The sequence below is a fragment of the Bacillus sp. P14.5 genome, from assembly GCF_003316765.1.
Classification (GTDB): Bacteria; Bacillota; Bacilli; order Bacillales; family Bacillaceae_B; genus Rossellomorea.
On the sequence record NZ_NIJF01000027.1, the window covers coordinates 1 to 1,884 of the forward strand.

Annotated in this window: 3 protein-coding genes; all 3 read right to left on the minus strand. The window is 52.3% G+C overall.

Features of this window, described 5'->3' with window-relative positions:
- Positions 1 to 106: 106 nt before the first annotated feature.
- A complete protein-coding gene (locus B9Z54_RS25490; RefSeq protein WP_240189779.1) occupies positions 107 to 607 on the minus strand; it encodes a GtrA family protein in 501 nt (166 codons plus the stop codon).
- Positions 608 to 827: 220 nt separating this feature from the next.
- Positions 828 to 1,028, minus strand: coding sequence for a glycosyltransferase (locus tag B9Z54_RS25495; RefSeq protein ID WP_240189780.1), 201 nt, complete (start codon positions 1,026 to 1,028; stop codon positions 828 to 830).
- A gap of 241 nt (positions 1,029 to 1,269) precedes the next feature.
- The coding region (locus tag B9Z54_RS03310) for a sodium:calcium antiporter (RefSeq protein WP_481747777.1) at positions 1,270 to 1,884 on the minus strand (615 nt) is incomplete at its 5' end.

Below are 1,884 nucleotides of genomic sequence, written 5' to 3' on the forward strand. Positions count from 1 at the left end.
ATCGCTATACATCGGTCAAGCTCGGCAAGCTCGCGTATTGAGCGACTGATCATCGAGATTCACGACCGCTTCATCACTAACAGGCCAAGACAYACGTCTTGGCCTGTTAGCGTTTAAAGATCCATTTTTTCTGTACATAATAACTGACGACGAACAAGAGACTGTCGACGAACACTTTGATCCACACCTCTCCGTCTCTAAAGACGAGAAACAGCGCGTAGACGAGACCGGCCGACAACGCCATTTGCAAACCGACAAGGCCGAAATATTTCGGCATCGCCCGCTTCGCCTTCGAATGGAACACGACTCTTCGATTTACGAAATAATTGAATAGCGATGATACGACGCGTGCCACGACCGTCGCGATCAATACGTGCGTCGTCTCGAACCACGGATTCAACAAGTAGATGAACAAGGCGTATACGCCGACATCCATCAGGAATGACGCGATCGAAGATAACGAATAGGCCAGAAACATACGGTAAATCAAAATCGAGTCGATTACAGGTCGAAAATGGGACGAGGCGTTCTCTGCCACATACACGGTTTGAATCGGTGTCTGATGGATCGGGACTTGCAGCCGTTTCGTGAACGTCAACATGTTCATCTCGAACTCGTAGCGGTTCCCGGGCACATCGAGCAATTGTTCCGCATACCGGAGCGGGATCGCCCGAAGACCCGTCTGCGTGTCCTTGAGACGAAGACCGCTCCCGAGCAGCATGACACCACGCGTCACTTGATTGCCGAACCGGCTCCGGAACGGGATCTCGGCCCCTGAAAAGTCGCGACAGCCCATGATCAAATGATGGGGCCAGCGCACACCTTCCTCATATAGCTTTTCGAACATCTTCCGGGAGATGTTGTCCGTCGGCGTCGACCGTGATGATGCCGTTCGTGTCGGGGAAACGTTCAACTGCGTGTGCGATTCCGGTCTTTAACGCCGCGCCTTTCCCTTGATTTCGTTCATGCTCGAGCACCGTCACCCCATTTCCCGACCTCGTCGAAGATGGGACGGGACGTCTCGGCACTCCCGTCGTTCACGACGAACAGATGGACGAATCCTTCTTCTTTCAACTCCCGGACAAGTGTGACGAGCGCTTGATCGGGGTTATACGCTGGGATTAGTATCACGTAATCATCAAGACGTTCCACGGAATGCATTTGCATCGCCACCCCTCCTTCCCTCCTTCTATACCCATCACAACGAAAAGTGATTCCTCGAACCAGTTCAAACAAAAAACACGATGTCCTAGGACACCGTGTGGTCAATCAACCGATAAAGATGAAGTAAGACGACGCGAAATAGACGAGAACGACGAGCACCGACGGCAAGACGTATCGGAATTTCGACGTGACATCTTTGCGCAGAACACTATACATGACCAAGATCGACAAAATCGTGATTCCGATCGCCGTCACTAAGTGAGACGCCGCCACGTCAGCCAAAATCGATCCGTTTCGATAGAAGACGTCCGACATTGCAATGATGAGCATGTTGAAGATATTACTCCCTAAAATCGAGCCGAACGCCAAGTTGACGTTCCCAAGCTTCAAGGCGACGAATACGGCCACCGCTTCCGGGAGCGACGTCGTCGCGGCAATCAAGAAACTACCGACAAAGCTCGAGCCGAGCCCTGTCACGACAGCGATTTGATCACCTAACATCGACAGTGCCGTCCCAGCGGCCATGATGACGAGGGCGGCGATGATGAAACCGATGACCGCACGCTTGACGGAAATCGAATCAGTGACGCTGACGACGACTTCTTGTTCGACTTCACGTTTGGCCGCTGGTTGTTGCGGGCGTTTACCGATATAGTAAATCCCGATTCCGTAGAGCACGGCAATCAATAAGGCGTCGATTCCGATACCGAGAACCGTAAA